The 18959-nt window shown below is 31.8% G+C and carries 16 protein-coding genes and 1 other annotated feature; of the genes, 2 read left to right on the plus strand and 14 right to left on the minus strand.

Features of this window, described 5'->3' with window-relative positions; translation table 11 throughout:
* Position 1: 1 nt before the first annotated feature.
* The 4 genes from ABV008_RS15805 to sigI form a co-directional block, all read right to left on the minus strand.
* Positions 2-247, minus strand: a complete 246-nt coding sequence (locus ABV008_RS15805; RefSeq protein ID WP_352420809.1) for a (2Fe-2S) ferredoxin domain-containing protein — start codon at positions 245-247, stop codon at positions 2-4.
* Between the two features lie 247 nt (positions 248-494).
* Positions 495-1352, minus strand: a complete 858-nt coding sequence (locus tag ABV008_RS15810) for a DegV family protein (RefSeq protein ID WP_352420810.1) — start codon at positions 1350-1352, stop codon at positions 495-497.
* 370 nt (positions 1353-1722) lie between these two features.
* Positions 1723-2820 (minus strand): anti-sigma factor domain-containing protein, encoded by a 1098-nt coding sequence (locus ABV008_RS15815; protein ID WP_352420811.1) that lies wholly within the window; start codon positions 2818-2820, stop codon positions 1723-1725.
* A gap of 4 nt (positions 2821-2824) precedes the next feature.
* Positions 2825-3532 (minus strand): RNA polymerase sigma-I factor, encoded by a 708-nt coding sequence (gene sigI, locus ABV008_RS15820; RefSeq protein ID WP_352420812.1) that lies wholly within the window; start codon positions 3530-3532, stop codon positions 2825-2827.
* A gap of 206 nt (positions 3533-3738) precedes the next feature.
* On the opposite strand from sigI, the gene ABV008_RS15825 reads away from it, so the two are divergent.
* Entirely contained in the window at positions 3739-4485 is a 747-nt protein-coding gene (locus tag ABV008_RS15825; RefSeq protein ID WP_352420813.1) for a CAP domain-containing protein, read from the plus strand.
* A gap of 133 nt (positions 4486-4618) precedes the next feature.
* On the opposite strand, the gene ABV008_RS15830 is transcribed toward ABV008_RS15825, so the two are convergent.
* The 7 genes from ABV008_RS15830 to ABV008_RS15860 all read right to left on the minus strand — a co-directional run bounded on the left by ABV008_RS15830 (position 4619) and on the right by ABV008_RS15860 (position 16652).
* Positions 4619-8890, minus strand: a complete 4272-nt coding sequence (locus ABV008_RS15830) for an acyl-CoA dehydratase activase-related protein (protein WP_352420814.1) — start codon at positions 8888-8890, stop codon at positions 4619-4621.
* A gap of 35 nt (positions 8891-8925) precedes the next feature.
* Positions 8926-9633 (minus strand): 16S rRNA (uracil(1498)-N(3))-methyltransferase, encoded by a 708-nt coding sequence (locus ABV008_RS15835; protein ID WP_352420815.1) that lies wholly within the window; start codon positions 9631-9633, stop codon positions 8926-8928.
* Between the two features lie 166 nt (positions 9634-9799).
* On the minus strand, positions 9800-11710 hold the full coding sequence (gene thrS / locus ABV008_RS15840) for a threonine--tRNA ligase (RefSeq protein WP_352420816.1): 1911 nt from the start codon (positions 11708-11710) through the stop codon (positions 9800-9802).
* A gap of 134 nt (positions 11711-11844) precedes the next feature.
* Positions 11845-12077 (minus strand) — a binding site (T-box leader).
* 68 nt (positions 12078-12145) lie between these two features.
* Positions 12146-12874, minus strand: a complete 729-nt coding sequence (locus tag ABV008_RS15845) for a YetF domain-containing protein (protein ID WP_352420817.1) — start codon at positions 12872-12874, stop codon at positions 12146-12148.
* 280 nt (positions 12875-13154) lie between these two features.
* Positions 13155-14405, minus strand: a complete 1251-nt coding sequence (locus ABV008_RS15850; protein WP_352420818.1) for a S1C family serine protease — start codon at positions 14403-14405, stop codon at positions 13155-13157.
* Between the two features lie 134 nt (positions 14406-14539).
* A complete protein-coding gene (locus ABV008_RS15855) occupies positions 14540-15946 on the minus strand; it encodes a sensor histidine kinase (RefSeq protein WP_352420819.1) in 1407 nt (468 codons plus the stop codon).
* Positions 15947-15950: 4 nt separating this feature from the next.
* Positions 15951-16652 carry a response regulator transcription factor gene (locus ABV008_RS15860; RefSeq protein ID WP_352420820.1) on the minus strand — a complete coding sequence of 234 codons (702 nt, stop codon included), beginning with the start codon at positions 16650-16652 and terminating at the stop codon, positions 15951-15953.
* Positions 16653-16829: 177 nt separating this feature from the next.
* On the opposite strand from ABV008_RS15860, the gene ABV008_RS15865 reads away from it, so the two are divergent.
* A complete protein-coding gene (locus ABV008_RS15865; RefSeq protein WP_352420821.1) occupies positions 16830-17612 on the plus strand; it encodes a ZIP family metal transporter in 783 nt (260 codons plus the stop codon).
* 183 nt (positions 17613-17795) lie between these two features.
* Here ABV008_RS15865 and ABV008_RS15870 read toward each other — a convergent pair whose 3' ends face one another.
* The 3 genes from ABV008_RS15870 to ABV008_RS15880 all read right to left on the minus strand — a co-directional run bounded on the left by ABV008_RS15870 (position 17796) and on the right by ABV008_RS15880 (position 18947).
* Positions 17796-17957: an aspartyl-phosphate phosphatase Spo0E family protein gene (locus ABV008_RS15870; RefSeq protein WP_352420822.1), complete on the minus strand. Its 162-nt coding sequence runs from the start codon at positions 17955-17957 to the stop codon at positions 17796-17798.
* 238 nt (positions 17958-18195) lie between these two features.
* Positions 18196-18339 carry a hypothetical protein gene (locus ABV008_RS15875; RefSeq protein WP_352420823.1) on the minus strand — a complete coding sequence of 48 codons (144 nt, stop codon included), beginning with the start codon at positions 18337-18339 and terminating at the stop codon, positions 18196-18198.
* A gap of 365 nt (positions 18340-18704) precedes the next feature.
* On the minus strand, positions 18705-18947 hold the full coding sequence (locus ABV008_RS15880) for a hypothetical protein (RefSeq protein ID WP_352420824.1): 243 nt from the start codon (positions 18945-18947) through the stop codon (positions 18705-18707).
* Positions 18948-18959: the final 12 nt, after the last annotated feature.

Consider the following 18959-nt stretch of genomic DNA (forward strand, 5'->3'; position numbering starts at 1 on the left):
TTTAAAGCCTCCCAGCTATATGTTTTTCAAAGAATTCCCTAACAGCTCCTTCTTCAACTGAAATTACCTTATCCTCATCGACCCTTACAGAAACCGCTTTTGTACATTCACCTAAACAGAACGCTGCTTTTACAGTAATCTTGTCCGATAGCTGTTTTTTATCAATTATCTGTTGAAGTTCCTTTATTACACTATATGCTCCTTTAAGGTGACATGCACTACCAATGCAAACGTTAATAAATATCATGATAGCATCTCCTTTGTTATTATTTTAACAATAGCGATTGAAAAATTTTGTATCTCTATTTCTAACGGACTTTCTTTAAATATAGTATATTTTATTGTTATTTTTTTGTCAAAGCTTATAAATGATTGTAATTTCTTCTTTATATATGTATATTGCCTGATTTAAGGGAAATAGCATATTTATTACGAAAAATTTAGAAAAATGTAAAAGCTTCCAACGAATCTTAAGGAAGCTTTTACATAGTACTTTATTCTAATTCATTTAAGAAAAATATTGCTAATGTGCCTGGACCAGAATGAGCGCCGATAGCACATCCTATGTCGTTAATGACAAAATCCTTGCAATTAAATCTTTCTTCCATCAATTCCTTTGCTTTCATAGCTATTTCTATATCATCACCATGGGTGATACCTATAATTTGACTGCTTAAGTTTACTCCTCTTTCTTCGATTATTTCCATCATTCTCTTTAGCACCTTATTTCGTCCTCTTACTTTTTCTAAAGGAATTAGTTTCCCATCATCTACATGTAATATTGGTTTAATATTTAGAAGAGAGCCTACTACAGCTGCAGTTCTACTTACTCTCCCTCCTCTATAAAGATATTCTAAATCATCAACTGTAAATATATGCTCCATATGTTTAGAGTAAAATTCAGCGGTTTTTACTATTTCCTCTTTTGTAATTCCTTTCATAGCCATCTGCGCAGCTTTCAAAACCACTAAGCCAAAGCCACCCGAGGCACATTTAGTATCTATTATCGATATGTCAAAATTAGGGTAATCTTCTAATACTTCGTTTTTTGCTATTAGAGACGATTGATATGTTCCTGATAATCCTGATGAAAAAGCTATGTATATACAAGGTTCATTTTTCTTTGCATATTCCTCAAATTTTTCTTTAAATACTTGTGGAGATACTTGGGAGGTCTTGTATACCTTTCCTTCTCTCATATTATCATAGAGTTCTTTAGGCTCTAGAGTTTCTCTGTCTTTATATTCTTCATCCCCTAGATAGACAAGTATTGGTAACACATCTATGCCACATCTTGAAATAATATCAGATGATAAATCGCTAGCACTATCTGTAATAATCCTGGTTTTCATAAAATCATCCTCCACATTAAAATAACTTATATCATTTATTATATTATAAATGTCCATATATGTAAATCTAAACCACTACATGTAAGCATATTCGATTACAATTTATATGTTTTATGAATATATCTTCACTCTGACAAATAGATTATAATATGGAATATTGTGCCCTAGTATTTAAATTATATCAAGGGGTGATATTATGGCTAAGATTTTCTTCATAAGAAAAAAGGTATTGTATGGTGTTATTGCCATTGTTGTGTCTATTGTAGCTTTACTTGTTATCCTTTCATTATTCTAAGTAAATGCATAGTACAGTCCAAATATCAACATGAGAAAAGCCCTAGCTTAAAGCAAGGGCTTAGGTTTTATGTCTTTATTTATTGTTTTTTTGATTATTCTTTGAATTGTTTTTCTCATTCTTTTTAGATTCTTTTTCATTATCCTTATTGTTCTTTTTCTGATTCTTATCTTTTGATTTATTGTTTGATTTATTATTATCTTTATCCTTGTCACCATTATTTCTATTTGTTTTTGTGCTTTTTATATTTTTATTATTCTTCTCATTATCCTTTTTGCTATTATTATTGCTATTTGATTCGTCTTTCTTTTTATCAGACTTAGTTGTTTTTCTATTTTCTTTCTCAGCTTTTCTATCCTCTTTTTCCTTTTCTTTTTCTATCTTCTTGTTTAGTTTGTCTAATTCTTTATTTTCTTTTTCTATGCTTTTAATTATTTTTTCTAAATTTTTATCTTCCTGATTATTTTCTTTTATGATATTCACTATTTCCTTTACTGATTTTTCCTTAATTTCCGCTGGATTTATTTTATTATTGCCACCTGCTGCTTTTTCAATTAACTTAAGCTTGCCAGGAGACAATTTGACTTTCTTTGCATCTTCAAATGATTTCTTATCACTTTCCATAACTACTACTTCAGCAGAAAGTGACGAATTCTTGATATGAGAATCTATTTCTTCTAGTATTGTTTTATCTATTTCACTTTTATTTTCTGTTATTGTAATAAGAACTGTGTTTTCTTCATTGGCTTTGATATACTTTTCTTTAATTGCACTATCTATAACCTTATTCACTACTACTTGTATAGGCTTATTTTTATAGTCCTTAACATTTTCTAGAAGATTTTCTCCATCTTCGTTAATACCTTTTATACCTATTACTCTATTGTATAGATTATATGAAAGCTCAACACTAGGGTTGATGTCTACATCTACGTAACCAAAAACCATATAATGCCCATATATTCCATAACTTCCCGATAAAAATAAAATAATTGCAGCTGCTATTGAAGCTATTCTTCTAAATACTTCAGTCTTATGAACAACAGTGTTTTTTACTTCTATCTCTTGTCCAATTTCAACTGTTCTCGTATAGTTATTTATTTCCAAATATTGGCCATCATCAGTCATTACAATTAGACCCTCATTGTTTTTTTCCATTACTATTCCTCTCATAGAATCACCTCCAATTTACATATTCTTTTAAGTAATTGTAATCACCTTTCATCACTATTACCAATGATATTATATATATTCGACCTCTTTCTAGTTTTTTTCGATGTATCCCTGTGTGATTTTCAATTTCTTTTATTGGTAGTCTTTTTCTTGATATTAAAATATCAAGAAGCTCCCTATTTTCTATTATTAGTTTTGCAACGTCTTTATAAAGATTTCTCAGCTTTTCTTGCTTAGGAGATACCTTTACTAAATCAGAAAACTCAATTTGCCAATCATTTAATTCTTTTTTATATTGAAAGATTTCAAGCTTCCTAGCCTCATTCTCTCTTTCTTTTTCATATTCTTCTATTGCCTTTGCTGCTCCTATGTCAATAGTGCTCTCGTCATCTTGCTGATTAATAACTTCTAATGAAACTACATTTCCTTCCCTCTTAGTTTTTCTATAATAGTCAATCATTCTTAAATTAATTACATGCTTTGCAAAATTTAAAAACTTTCCTTTGCTCTTATCAAAAGATTCAATTGATTCTTTAAATGCAAGCATTCCAATAGTTAGCTCATCATCATAACCATACTTTAAAAAACGCCCAGTTCTTTTTTGAATCGTGCTTGCAATAAATGGCTTGTATTCTTCAATAAGATTATTCATTTCATCTGAATTTGTTTTTGCTTTTTCTACTCTGTCCTCAAGAGAACTCTTAAAAAACATAAGATCACCTCTTTTCCAAACGGGCATCAATATATGTTCGTTATATTTTTTGTAATTATTAAGGTATATCAAATTTATTAACTATTTTAACACAATTATACTACAGTTCTAAAAAGTTATTATATTAAAATCATAAAATAGTAACCTTTTACTAATAATATATTTAGATTATATTTCTAATACTATTAACAACGGAGGTGTAATAAATGATGAAGAAGTTATTCTTTGTCCTTCTTTGCCTTATTCTAACAGTTTCCTGCGTAAGACAATCCCCAAAGCCAGGTTCTGAAGAAATGCTTAGAAATCAATCTTCAATATTCGGAACTTCAAATGTAAAAACAGTAAGGGTAACAGTAGATAATTGTGAGGTTAGAAGTGGTACTGGACTTGAATTTGATGTTATACAAACAGTTAGTAATGGAAGTTTACTTAATGTTGTTGGCAAATCTGATAATTGGTATGTTGTAAGACTAAATGGTAATAAAGTAGGAGCAGTAGTGGAAAATGATGTGGAACCAGTAGTCGATGATTTCAAGGACACTCAAATTCAAGGTGTAGTTAGACTTACTGATGACGAACAACAAATGGTAAACTTAGTAAATCAAGAAAGAAGTAAAGCTAATCTTAAGCCTCTTACTGTAGATATGGATGTGGCAAGAGTAGCCAGACTAAAGGCTAAGGATATGGTTGATAATAATTACTTCAGCCACTCTTCTCCTACTTATGGTAGTCCTTTTGAAATGCTAAAAGACCATGGAATTAAATATCTTCATGCTGGTGAAAATCTAGCAGGTAACCCTTCCATTAAAGAAGCCCACCAAGCACTGATGAATTCTGAAGGACATAGAAAAAATATATTGAACCCTGATTTTACTCATATAGGAATAGGAGCACAGAATAGTAATAAATACGGTAATGTTATTGTTGAATTATTTATAAGTAAACCAAGATAGAGCAAAATTTCTTGTCAACTTTGATTTATGCCATGGCTAATTAATTAAGAGTACTTATAGGCTAAACTCAATTTATGATTAGATTTTGTTGCCATAAAAAAGGTCAGAAAGGAATACCCTTTCTAACCTTTTTTTAATGAGTAAGTGCTGCTTCTTCTTGGTGATTTCTTTCTTCTTCTTTTTGAAGATTTTTAAATGCTACAGATAGCATTAATTTAATCCGATTAAGCTGATTAACTTCACTAGCACCTGGGTCATAGTCAATGGCTGCAATGTTAGACTCAGGATAGGCCCTTCTTAGCTCTTTTATCATGCCTTTACCGGTTATGTGATTTGGAAGGCAGGCGAAAGGCTGCAGACACACTATATTAGGTACTCCGCTATTTATTAATTCTACCATTTCAGCAGTTAAAAACCATCCTTCACCAGTCTGATTACATAGAGATAAATGCTTCTCTGCCCCTTCTGCCAATTCTTCTATAGACACAGGTGGTGTAAATCTTTTACTAGCTGCTAAGGCTTTTTTCATGTCCTTTCTATAATAGTCAATTGCTTTTATAGACAATCCACCAAGTAGAGAACCTTTATACGTTCCAGATAGCTCTTTATACTTAATTTTGCTGTCAAATGCAGTATATAGGAAAAAGTCTGTTAAATCTGGCACTACAGCTTCTGCCCCTTCTGCCTCTAGTATACTAACTATATCGTTATTTGCAGTTGGATGGAACTTTACTAATATTTCTCCTACTACTCCAACCTTTGGCTTAATCATATCATCATGAATTTCTAGTTTATCAAAGTCCTCTACTATATCATATACATTTCGTACAAAATCTTTCCGATTTCCATTTTCTAAGGACTCTATACATTTGCCTACCCAATATTCATAAAGCTTATTTGCTGATCCTGGCGCCTTTTCATAAGGCCTTACTTTATAAAGGACCCTCATTAGCAAATCTCCATATGTCATACCCATCAATAAATTATTTAATATTGGGATAGTTATCTTAAACCCAGGATTTTTTTCAAGTCCTACAGCATTAAGTGAAATTACTGGTATATGCTCCATACCTGCATCTCTTAGGGCCTTTCGTATAAAGGCAATATAGTTTGTTGCCCTGCAACCTCCACCAGTCTGAGAAATAATAACTGATGTATTGTCCAAATCATATTTTCCAGATTTTAATGCTTCCATAATCTGTCCAACAGTTATAATTGAAGGATAGCATGCATCATTATGAACACACCTTAAACCTTCATCTATAGCCCTTTTATCTACTGATGGCAATATTTCAATGTTATATCCTGCCTTTCTAAATCCAGTCTGCAAGAACTGAAAGTGAATAGGAGACATTTGTGGAGATAAAATAGTATGGTTTCTTTTCATCTCTTCTGTAAATACAATTCTTTTTGGAATACTATGCAATTCCATTGGCTCAAAATCTCTTTTTTCTCTTTCTGCTATAGCTGCCATTAATGAACGAATACGTATCCTCACTGCTCCTAAATTGTTTATTTCGTCTATTTTTATTACAGTATATATTTTGCCAAATCTTTCTAGTATTTCTTGTACCTGATCAGTAGTTACAGCATCTAATCCACATCCAAATGAGTTTAGTTGAACTAGTTCAATATTCTTCTGTCTAGCCACATATGTAGCCGCTCTATACATCCTTGAATGATATACCCATTGGTCTACGACTCTAGTAGGTCTTTCTGTCTCTGCCAAATGACTTATTGAGTCTTCCGAAATAACTGCAAAGCCATAGGACTTAATCATCTCCGGTATACCATGGTTTATCTCTGGATCTATGTGGTATGGACGACCTGCTAATAATATACCTTTAATATTATTCTTTTCTATATATTCAATTGCTTCTTCGCCTTTTTTCCTAACATCGCTCTTATATTTCTCAAGCTCCATATATGCTTTATCGATAGCATTAGATATTTCATTTCTTTTTAACCCTTCTGCTAATAATTTTTCATATATCCTTTTCTTAAGCCTTTTTGAATTATCTATTGGCAGAAATGGATGGTAGAAAACAACATCATCATTCTTTAATTCATCTACATTTGCATTTATTGTCTCAGGATAAGAAGTTACTATCGGACAATTGTAGTGGTTTCCAGCAGTTTCATCCTCTATTATATTGTGAGCTATGCAAGGGTAGAAAATCTTTTTAATCCCTTTATTCAACAAATCCATTATATGTCCATGAACTAGCTTACCTGGATAACATACTGATTCTGAAGGTATAGTTTCCATTCCCAATTCATATATTTTCTTTGAGGAACGTCCTGACAATATTACTCTATATCCTAGTTCTGTAAAGAAAGTAAACCAGAAAGGATAATCCTCATATATATTTAATACTCTAGGTATACCTATAATCCCTCTCTTTGCCTCTTCTACTTTTAGAGGTTTATAGCTAAAAAGCCTTTTGTACTTGTATTCATATAGGTTAGGAATGCTATTCTCTATTTTTTCAATACCTGCTCCTCTTTCACATCTATTTCCTGATACATATTCTCGACCATCAGAAAAATGATTTATTGTTAGCAAGCAGTTGTTACCACACAATCCACATCGTCTCATTGAAGTCTCAGATGTAAAATCCCTTAATTTATCTTTTAATAGTAGCTGAGTTTTGTACCCTTTAGAATATCTTTCTTTAGCAATTAGTGCAGCTCCGAAGGCCCCCATTATCCCTGCTATATCAGGTCTTACTACTTCTTTTCCTACTATTAGCTCCATAGCTCTTAGTACTGCTTCATTATAGAAAGTACCACCTTGAACTACTATTTTTTCACCTAAGTCCTCTGCACTTCTAAGCCTTATTACTTTATACAATGCATTTTTAATTACTGAAATAGATATCCCTGCTGATATATCGCTTACTTCAGCACCTTCTTTTTGAGCCTGTTTTACTCTTGAATTCATAAATACAGTACATCTAGTACCTAAGTCTACAGGTTTTCTGGAAGCTAAGCCTGATTTAGCAAAATCTTTTACTTCCATATTTAATGAATTAGCAAAAGTTTCTATAAAGGAACCACAGCCAGAAGAACAAGCTTCATTAAGCATAATAGAATCAATAACTCCATCATGAACCTTTAAACTCTTCATGTCTTGTCCACCGATATCTAGGACAAAGTCTACTCCTGGAAGAAAAAATTCTGCAGCTTTATAATGTGCTACTGTCTCAATCTCTCCAATGTCTACCTTTAGTGCAGACTTTATCAAATGCTCTCCATAGCCTGTAACTGCTGAATTTACTATTTTAATATTGTCGTTTAATTTACTATATAAATCCTTTAAAGCATCCATTGTAGATTGTAATGGACTACCCATATTACTTCCATAAAAAGAGTATAATAATCCACCATCTTCATCTATTAAAGCTATTTTTGTGGTAGTAGAGCCTGCATCTATACCTAAGTATGCATTTCCACTATAATTTTCAATAGGCATTCTCTTAACCTTATGCTTACTATGTCTTTCTATAAACTCATTATACTCGCTTTCATTGGAAAATAGTGGTGTTAGCTTGTTTTCTTCATCTATATCCATTCTATTTATATCAGGTACTCTCTCATATAAACATTCAAAAGGAATAGTTTCTTCATTTCTTGATGATAATGCTGCTCCTAAAGCCACATAATATTGAGAATCCTCCGGGAATATTATATTGTCTTCTTCTAGTTTTAGTGTTTCAACAAATCTCTTTCTAAGTTCTGACATAAAAAACAAAGGCCCTCCGAGAAAGGCTACGTTTCCTCTTATGGGTTTCCCTTGTGCCAAGCCACTAATAGTTTGATTTACTACAGCCTGCAATACTGATGCTGCAATATCTTCTTTAGAAGCACCTTCGTTTAATAATGGTTGGATATCAGTCTTAGCAAAAACACCACATCTAGATGCTACAGGATATATAATCTTATGATTTTTGGCAAGATTGTTTAATCCCTCAGCATCAGTCTGCAAAAGAGAAGCCATTTGGTCTATAAATGCTCCTGTACCGCCAGCACAGGTTCCATTCATTCTCTGCTCAACTGAGTCGCCTAAATATGTTATTTTAGCATCTTCTCCACCTAGTTCTATTGCAACATCTGTATAAGGAATATAGCTTTCAATGGTATTGGTACAAGCTATAACCTCTTGTATGAATGACACATCTAGTTTTTGAGAAATAGAAAGTCCCCCTGAGCCAGTTATCATCATAGTAATCCTATTTCTCTCAAGAATTGTTTTTGCATCTTCAAGCATTGAAATTACGGTATTCTTTACGTCTGAAAAATGCCTTAAATATTTTTTGTACAGTATATTAGCCATTTCATCTAATATAACCATTTTTACTGTAGTTGAACCTACGTCTAGTCCAACATTTAACACACTGTTCATTTTGCGTTTTCCCTCCATGTGCCATGTTAAATATTTTAGGAAAGTCTCCCCAGTATTACAGGTATTGCTGTCTCTACTCTTAATATTCTTTCACCTAAATTAACTGATTCAAAGCCCTGTTTTTCTAGCATTTCTACCTCATAAGGAATAAATCCTCCTTCTGGTCCTATAGCTAAAGTCACAGGATCTTTAATGTTTCTTGGACTTTCTTTTTGTGAACCTGGATGAGCTACTATGGCCCTAGTACCCTTTATGATATCTGGTATACTATCTTCTACAAATGGTTTAAAAAGCTTAACTACTTCTATTTTAGGAAGTATAGTATCTTTTCCCTGTTCTAGACCTAATATCATGTTTTCTAATAGAATATCTTCTTTTAAAACCGGACTGCTCCAGAAACTTTTTTCAACTCTCCAAGTTTTGATTATGTATATTTGCTTTATGCCCATAGTTGTTACATCTTGAATAATTCTTTTTAATGCCTTTGGCCTTGGCATTGCAAGAATTAGCTGTACATTGAGTGGTGATGGACTTGAGTCTATTAGCTCCACTTCCATCTCCATTTCTTCATCATTTAGCTTTGTGATTAGCCCCTTCCCCATTTTGTTATTTAATAAGCCAACTTTTAGTGTATCTCCTAGATTTGCTCTATGAACAGATAACACATGCTTTAATCTTCTGTCTTTTAATCTAACTGTATTGTTTTTTACAAAATCTTTTTCAAACAAGATTATTAGGTTCATTGAGTAGTCCTTTCTTTGTTTTTTGACGAGTTTCTTCCTATATATATACGTATATTATATTTTACCACTTATTATTAATGTAAACAATATATATCATTTAGCTTAGCGAAGAATTCAAATAAATAAAAGCAACCTTTCGGTTGCTTTTATTATTTCTTTTCTTCTGTTATTTCTTTTCTTCTACTTCTCTAACTATTTTATCTACAAAATCTTGTATTTCCATCTGACCAATATCGCCCTCATCTCTTACTCTTACAGAAACTGACCCACCTTCTGCTTCTTTTTCTCCTATTATTAGCATATAAGGAGTCTTAGCAAGTTGGGCTTCTCTTATTTTAAAGCCAATTTTTTCTGCTCTTGCATCAACTTCTACTCTAATACCCTTTTCCCCAAGTTTTCTCTGTATATCATAGGCATATTCATTAAACTTATCTGATATTGGTAATATGTCTACTTGTACTGGTGACAACCATACAGGAAACTTGCCTGCATAATGCTCTATTAACACTCCAATAAATCTTTCCATACTTCCTAGTATAGTTCTATGAATCATAACAGGTCTGTGTTTTTCATTGTCTTGACCTATATATGTCAAATCAAATCTTTCTGGCATTTGGAAGTCTAATTGGATAGTAGCGCATTGCCAAGTACGTCCTATGCTGTCTTCTAAGTGGAAATCTATCTTTGGACCGTAGAATGCCCCATCACCTTCGTTGATAAAATAATCAATGCCTTTTTCTTCTAATGCTTCTCTTAAGTTATTTGTAGCTCTTTCCCATTGCTCTTCTGTTCCCATTGAATTTTCTGGTCTTGTAGAAAGTTCAACATGATATTTAAAGCCAAATATTTGATACATATAGTCAGCTAAATCTATTACTTTTATTAATTCTTCCTTTACTTGCTCTGGTAACATGAATAAATGAGCATCATCTTGAGTAAATGTTCTAACTCTCATAAGTCCATGCAATGCACCTGCCAGTTCATGGCGGTGAACTTGACCTAGTTCAGCCCATCTAAGTGGTAAGTCTCTATAGCTATACATTTGAGATTTATATATTAACATTGCTCCAGGACAGTTCATAGGCTTAATAGCATATTGTCCTTCATCAATTGTTGTAAAATACATATTCTCTTTGTAATGATCCCAGTGTCCTGATTGATGCCATAGCTGTTCATTTAGTATAAGAGGAGTCTTTACTTCTCCGTATCCTCTTTTAATATGTTCCTTTTTCCAAAAGTCTTGTATAGTATTCCATAATACCATTCCCTTTGGATGGAAGAATGGAAATCCTGGTCCCTCTCCATGCATACTAAATAAGTCAAGCTCTTTACCTAGTTTTCTATGGTCTCTTTTCTTTGCTTCTTCAAGGAATTCTAGATATGCATCTAAGTCTTTTTGTTTTTCAAAAGATATTCCATATATTCTTTGGAGCATAGGTCTTTTTTCATCGCCTCTCCAGTAAGCCCCTGCAATGCTTGTAAGTTTAACTGCTTTTACTTTTTTAGTGCTTGGTAGATGAGGCCCTCTACATAGGTCAATAAAATCACCTTGTTGATAAAATGAAATTATAGAATCTTCTGGCAAATCTTCTATAAGTTCTACCTTGTAGTTTTCATCATGTTTTTTTACAAATTCTAATGCTTCATCTCTTGGAAGAACAAATTTCTTAATCTCTAAATCTTCTTTTGCTATTTTAGCCATTTCCTTTTCTAGTATTTCCAAATCCTCTGGTGTAAATCTATGCTCTACATCTATATCGTAGTAGAATCCATCCTTAATTGCAGGACCAATAGCTAACTTTGCATCTGGAAAATGTCTTTTTACTGCTTGAGCCAATATATGAGCACTTGTATGTCTAAATACTTCACGTCCACCTTCATCTTCAAATTTTAATAACTGTATCTTTGCATCTTCATTAATTTCATCATTTAGACCAAGTAATTCTCCATTTACATTTGCTCCTAAAACTACTCTTGAAAGTCCTTCACTTATGTCCTTTGCTATATCTATGACTTTTACTCCACTGTCGTATTGTCTAACAGAACCATCTGGTAAGGTAATATTTATTTTTGACATTTTGAAACCTCCTCATTTAAAATTGGATATGTCACCCTAAGTAAAGCGAACGGGTCTCTCTCTAAAAGCTAGATCCTCCACTGCGTTCAGGATGACAAGAAACATATAAAAAAGCTCTCGCTCCTAGATTTATTTCTAGGGGCGAGAGCTACATTTCCCACGGTACCACCCTAATTAGAACTTTCAATAAATTAAAAATTCCACTCATATGATTGTAACGTTATCAACGGAAATCCTTACCCAGTAATACTGGCTTCAGACACAACTCAAGGGTAGTTTTCAATTAGTCTATTCTAGGGTGCTTCCAGCCACGACAACCCCTCTCTTTAGTCAGTTCCTAATTTACTCGTCCTATCATTGCTTTACATTTTTGGTTTTAATATATTATAGTTTTATTTTAATGTTCTGTCAAGGAATTTTTCTATATATTTCAATTTATACTCCTTTATTATCTTCGCTAATGTCAATCTTTTCATTTAGCTTATCATGAAACTTATCTACATATAGTTTACCACTTTGATCCATGCTAGCATACATTACTTCTTCAATTCTATTTACTCCATACATTTTTAATTCGTTTAATAATGTTCTGCCATTTATATTCTTCTTTTTTAAGTTTTCATATATAATTTGACCACCAATAATTAATTCTGTAGGTATAGTTTCAGGACTAGGCTGTAAATTTAAATCTCCTACTGTCACATTTCTTTTATCTCCTCTTTTTATTATACTCAACTTTCCATTTATCTCTAAAAGTCCATACTCCACATCATCAGGTGAAAAACAATCTGCTTGTCTTAAAAGTACATTAAGCTCATCTATGTGATATCTGGCACGTTTTAAATTTTTTTCAAGTATCTTGCCATTTTGTATTACTAGTATAGGTTCTCCCTCTAACACTTTGCTTATTGTTCTATGCTTCATAGTAAAATAGGAAACTGAAAAAGTAAGGATTCCAAATAATACTAGTCCAATAAAGTGTTGCCATGTCCTTTGATCCACATCTGTAGCTAATGTAGCAGCTATTGAACCAAAAGTTATGCCATTTATGTATTCATGAAAGGTTAATTGATCTACCTGCTGTCTTCCTAGTATTCTTGTTAGATATAGAATTGAAAAAAAAGCCAAAAATGTTTGAACTATAACTTCTATGAAAGTTTTCAAAAGCTATCAGCTCCTAATATATATTAATATCTATATTTTGCTCCTATGTTGACTATACTATTCTGTAATAGATATTTTCATGAGGTGAAAGCTAATGAGAAGGTTAATCATTGAAGTTATATTTTCAATAGTATTTATAATAGTAGGGTATATAATTCTTTATATATTAAACAAAAAAGAGTGGATATAAAAAAATAATAGAAAGCATCACACTTTCTATTATTTTTTCTTATATTGCTACAAAATCTATATATCATCAAACTAGAATATGGGGATTATTCTAGTTTGTAGGGGGCATTACATCAAGGGTTATATCTACATCTGTGTATTTACCATCTCTATATATAGTCAATCTAATAGTATCTCCAACCTTATGCTCTTCAATAATTCCTGATAAGTCAGCTGTGGTCTCTACTTTTATCTCATCTATTTTTACTATTATATCATTTGGCCTAAGCCCTGCTTCTGCAGCTGGACTGTTATAATAAACTTGACCTATATATATTCCAACTGGAAGATTGTATTGTTTAGATATATATTCTGTAATATCTGATATACCAACGCCAATCCAAGGTCTCTTTACATATCCATTTTGCATCAATTCATTTATAATTGGTAATGCATCGTTTATTGGAATAGCAAATCCCATGCCTTCAATTTCTGGTGATGAAAGTTTTACGCTGTTTATCCCAATTACTTCACTGTTTTGATTAACCAATGCTCCTCCACTATTTCCAGGGTTTATAGCTGCATCAGTTTGTATAAGCTTCATTTTCTTTTCTCCAATAGATAGGGAACGATTTAAAGCACTAATTATACCTGCTGTTACAGTTCCAGAAAACTCTTCACCTGCAGGGTTTCCAATGGCAACTGCTAGTTCTCCTACCATTAGATTATCTGAATTTCCAAACTTAGCTGCTGGAAGATTGCTAGCCTCGACTTTAACTACTGCTAAATCAGTTTTTGTATCCTGTCCTAATACTCTTCCCTTATATTCAGTTCCATCATGTAGAGTTACTACTAGCTCTGTAGCACCATCAATAACGTGCTGGTTTGTTATTATATATCCATCTTTTCTGTATATGATTCCTGAACCAGTACCTTTATCTACCTGTTGAATTTCAAATCCCCTATTTATATTTACCTTGTTTTTGATCATAACTATCGATGGAAGAACTTCATCTGCTACCTTTGCCACTGGATTTGTATACCAATCTGTGCTTAATAGTTTTTTCTTAGTAGTATTGCTATTAGTAATATTATTATCAGGAGATGCGGCTTCTGCAGATTTTGATATATCTATATTATTAAGCTGCAACATTCCATAAGTAAAAACTCCGCCTACTATAACACCTATAAGTAATGAGACAAAAATGATATTTAAAAATCTACTCTTCTTATATTTTTTTTCATATCGTCTTATTTGGTCAAAATCATTATAAGGATTAAAATTACTGTTTACATCATAATTATCACTAGCAAAATAATTATTTTTAGTGCTGTTGTTATCATTCATATTGAAATCATCCATATTAAATCCTCCTTCTAGATTACTTTCATACTTATTTTAATATTACCCTCTTTAAGTGTATTATAGACAAAAGATTTTAATAAAATATGAATAAATTGTAAACAAATAGAGTCTGCTATATTTTTTTGACATCACTATGCATTGTCACAAAGTTTCAGTGTAAACACAAACACAGCTCCTTCTCCAACTTTACTTTCTACCCAGATTTGTTCATTGTGGCTTTTTATTATCTCTTTTACTATAGAAAGCCCTAAACCCGTTCCGCTTACTTGCCTAGACCTTGACTTGTCCCCTTTATAAAACCTATGCCATATATTAGTTAGGTCACTTGCTGGTATTCCTATACCAGTATCTCTAATTGATATTAGGGCCTTATTTTCTTTTATATCCGTATTAATTATTAAGCTATCGCCATCATTCATAAATTTAACAGAATTATCTACTAAATTCGATATTACCTGGGAAATACTTTCCTTATCTGCCATTACCCACATGGGGTCATGCTTAAAGTTAGCCTCTACATTAATGTTTTTTTCTTCTAACTTGTTGCTGTAATTTACTATGTTCCTTCTAATAAGTTCGTTTATGTCAAATTTCTTCATATTCAATATATTTTTCCCCGATTCCATCCTTGATAAATCAAGAAGATCATTTATAAGCTCAGTAAGTCTACCTGTTTCTTTATAAATTATGTCTAAGTATTCTCCTCTCTTTTCCTCAGATAATTCTACATCCATAAGACCTTTTACATATCCTGTTATTAATGTTAATGGTGTTCTGAGTTCATGGGAAACATCTGCTATAAAACCTTTTCTCATTTCCTCAAGTTTGTTTAATTCTTCAGCCATGTGATTAAATGAAACTGCTAGCTGTCCTATTTCATCTTTTGACATTATTGCTACTCTCTTATCAAATTCTCCTGATGCTATTACTTTTGTTATTTTATTTATTTCCATTATTGGCTTTGAAATCTTTTGGGAAATGAAATATAGTAGTGCTACTGCAATTAACATAGATATTAGAATAGAATAAATGATTATTTTATATGTTTCTTTTAATGTTTCTTTAATTTCGTATATTGGCGAATGCATAAAGATTCCGTTTTCCACTTTACCATTTACAAATATTGGAATGCCTACTGTCATAACTGGACTATCAAAATATTCATCATAGTCTCCTCTTTTAGCAATAATATTACCTTTTAAAACTTTTACAATATCATTTTCTGTAAGCTGCCTGCCTATTAATTTTGTCTCAGACTTACTAGATACTCCATATATATATCCCATTTTGTCAACAACCCATATTTTGGCATTTAGAAATCTTTCTGTAGACTCCATTTCCATACCAAGTCTTTCATAGCTTACTTGATTGTTAAGATATTTTATTACTGTGGAATTAAGCTTCTGTCCCGCATCTATTAGAGCTTCGCTTTTCTTGTCAAAATGATAGTTCTCAAACATTTTTAACATTGAAACACCTAATACAACGAATATAATTAATATTACAATAAGATATACTGATACTAATCTTTTAAACACTGTGTTAAACACCTTTTTTCACCTCAAACTTATAGCCTACTCCCCATACTGTCTTAATTTCATATTTATCTTCAACGTTTTTAAGTTTTTCTCTTAATCTTTTTACATGAACATCTACAGTTCTAGTCTCTCCCAGGAAATCATACCCCCAAATTTGCTCTATTAGCTGTTCTCTTGTAAATAGCTTGTTAGGATTTGAAGCTAGAAAATATAAAAGTTCCATTTCTTTTTTAGGCAAACTTATTATTTCGTCATTTACCTTTATACTAAAATCGTCCATATCTACCATTAATGATGGAAAAATTACTTTCTCTCCCTTGTTATATTCTTTTGGGTTAGTTCTTCTTAAAACCGCCCTTATTCTTGCAATAAGCTCTTCGGGTTCAAATGGCTTTACCATATAATCATCTGCGCCAAGCCTAAGACCTAATACTTTATCAAAAGTTTCTCCCTTTGCAGTAAGCATTATTATAGGAACCTGACTTATTTTCTTTATTTCTCTACATACATCATATCCATCCATTTTAGGAAGCATAATATCTAATATGACTATACTCGGCATTTCTGTAGTAAATTTTTTTATTGCCTCTTCACCATCATATGCCTTTACTACCTGAAATTTTTCCTTTTCTAAAAACATCTCAATCATGTTACATATTTCTATATCATCATCAACTACTAACACCTTATCAAAATCACTTGACATAGAATCACCTCGTTTGAAATCTATAATTTTATATTATCAAATAAAGCATTTATTGTGAACTTTTTGATATAATATCTAAATGTAGGGTAATAATTAATTTAGAAGTTATACCCATGGTCTATAACAAAATTTGTTCTTTAGATTTTTATAAAAAATTATATCAGAAAGGGGAGTCTTATGGACGCTATTTTAAACCCAGAAAATGTTATACTAGTTGGAATTATAACCAGTATACTAGCTGGCTTTTCTACTGGAATAGGAGCTCTTCCTATTTTTTTTACAAAAAAAGTTTCAAATAAAACACTTGATATGATGTTAGGTTTTGCCGCAGGAGTAATGCTAGCCGCTACATCATTTTCTTTAGTAATTCCTGCTGTAGAAGCTGGCGGTGGCGGATTTAGGGGAGCTGGTATTACACTAATAGGGATACTACTTGGGGGGATTTTTTTAGATTTTACAGATAAACACTCTCCACACGTTCACTTGCTTGATAAACGTGAAGAAGGAAACAAATCATCATTAGCTAAGATGTGGCTATTTATAATAGCTATAACTATCCACAATTTCCCTGAAGGTCTTGCTGTAGGTGTTGGATTTGGAGATGGAAATGTGTCTAATGGATTATCCATTGCCATTGGCATAAGCCTTCAAAACCTCCCAGAGGGATTAGCTGTAGCATTGGCACTTGTAAGAGAAAAATACTCTACGAAAAAGGCCTTCTTAATAGCTATGCTAACGGGATTAGTAGAGCCTATAGGAGCTTTTATTGGACTGTTGTTAGTAAATATAGCTAAACCTTTATTGCCGCTTATATTAGCCTTTGCTGCGGGAGCAATGTTATTCGTTATTAGTGATGAGATAATACCCGAAACTCATAAAAATGGTTACGAAAGAGAAGCTACTTACGGAGTACTTATTGGATTTGTTATAATGATGTTTTTAGATGTAACTTTGGTATAAGCAAAGCGGCGAATATTCGCCGCTTTTTTATCATTCAACATTTTTTATAACTTACAACTCTATGAAGCACTATTAAAAAAAGTGAGAACTACATAACCCTATGGATTACTATACCCTAAGGTCACTTAATAGCTCTAACACTTAGTTAAATAGGAGCTTTCAATAGATAAAGCGTTAAACAATCTACATAATATAAGAATAATATTTATATATAAGCTTGTCCAATTCAACACTTAGATTTAGAGCTTTTGCTTTGTCTAATGTTTCACTTTCTAAAAGTTTGTTTAGCTCTTGTTGCTTACTTTCTATAATATCTTTTATATCTTCAGTAGAACAATCACACATTAAAATTCACTTCCTCGCAATATAATGACAATAAATGATAAAACTCTGCTAAGTACTGTTTTTTTTTGATTGTCTGTCTACATATAGTATGAATTATAGCATTTTTCATCAAAAAACACAATATAAACGAAGACATTTGTCATGTTTTTCATACAACAATATGCGACATTTTCTGATATCAGTCATTGCTAACTAATTTACACCCACTAAATCGTCATATTTATGGACAAGTGCTGACCTAAGCTGTATGTAGCTCTCGTCCTAAATTATATGTATTTAAATAAACCAGTATCTGTTTTATTGTATTTTCTTGAGTCTTCTCGTCAGCAAGAATTCCATCTGTACTTTGCCTTTCTCTTTTGCTATTTATCTTTATCTCCAATTGAGCCTTTTTCCTTAGTAATATTTAATAATTTTACCTATTCCCCATCTTCAATCACAATTACTTTTTCTATTTTCAAGTTTATCTATTTTTGCACCAAAAGAAGATTTAATTTTATTCCACTCCTTATTCTATCAGTTATTTCTTTAGTTTCAAGACTAAAATCAAATTTTTCTATATTTACATTATGATTCCATAAGTCTAAATATAATTAGTCCTGTCACGTAAAAATAGTACAAAATTAATTGCCAAAATAAATGATGCTATTTTTCCCATTTATGCATCTCATTGGTTTCTCAGTTATATTATATCAGTTCTTGTCTATCTTTTGACTAATTAATGGTTACATTTCAATTACAATTCCATTACTTTTTGAATAAGTACCATTTGAAGGTATCCACCTCATATTTAATCTCATATATGTCTTTTCCATTATGTAGGCAAACAAAAACTATTCTCCTGTTTCCAGCAAACTTTTCTTCATATGTTTTATATATTTTTTGTATCTTTATAGGAATATCATTATATTTAAACTTAAAAGGTGTTACTTTCCCCGAGTCTGAATTAAATAGTGCTATCATATCAATAGGTGTATTTAATATTTTCATTAATATTTCCTC

The sequence above is a fragment of the Proteiniborus sp. genome, from assembly GCF_040308045.1.
Taxonomy (GTDB): domain Bacteria; phylum Bacillota; class Clostridia; order Tissierellales; family Proteiniboraceae; genus Proteiniborus.